We start from the raw sequence: 498 nt of genomic DNA, 5'->3' as shown, positions 1-498 counted from the left end.
ATCCCAGCCCCACTTCCAGTGTTATTGGAGGATCCATCCACAGATAGGACCCATTCTCCTTGAGTCTTCTCGCCTTCCGTGGGCGTTAATTCCGCCACGAAGTCGATCAAACTTTGGATTGTGACTTGGCCCCTCGGCTCATATTGTATATCATATTCTGATAACTCAACTGACCAGCTGACCAATCGCCCTGATAAATCAGGCTTCTGGAGTACCTGCCTTAAGGGAACATCATTTTTAACTTTGACTTGGAAACTTTGGAAATAAGGTCTGAGGCGCCTTGCTGTTTTCAGAATTGCCAAAGCCGCTTTTTCAATTTTTTGGTATCGCAATTCCGCCCCCTGCAAAGTATGGCTCACAAAATATATAACCTTCTGCTTATTTCCTTCTTCCTGGGGCAACACCGTACTCACCGCCTTGTCAGTAACTGCTAAGTAGAGTATCAAAGGAACGCCTGATGTTGGCTTGGAGAGTACTGGTAGCGTTGCTAATGCTTCT

Annotated in this window: 1 protein-coding gene; it reads right to left on the bottom strand. The window is 46.0% G+C overall.

Annotated elements, in window-relative coordinates:
- Nucleotides 1-498, bottom strand: a 498-nt coding sequence (locus AABA86_RS34450; RefSeq protein ID WP_338309922.1) for an RNase H-like domain-containing protein, incomplete at both ends; no start/stop codon positions are given.

It is taken from the genome of Bradyrhizobium sp. TM233 (genome assembly GCF_036247965.1).
In the GTDB taxonomy this organism is placed as follows: domain Bacteria; phylum Pseudomonadota; class Alphaproteobacteria; order Rhizobiales; family Xanthobacteraceae; genus Bradyrhizobium; species Bradyrhizobium ottawaense.
The sequence above is the reverse complement of the archived record's forward strand: the minus strand, read 5'-3'. Positions and strand labels throughout refer to the sequence as shown.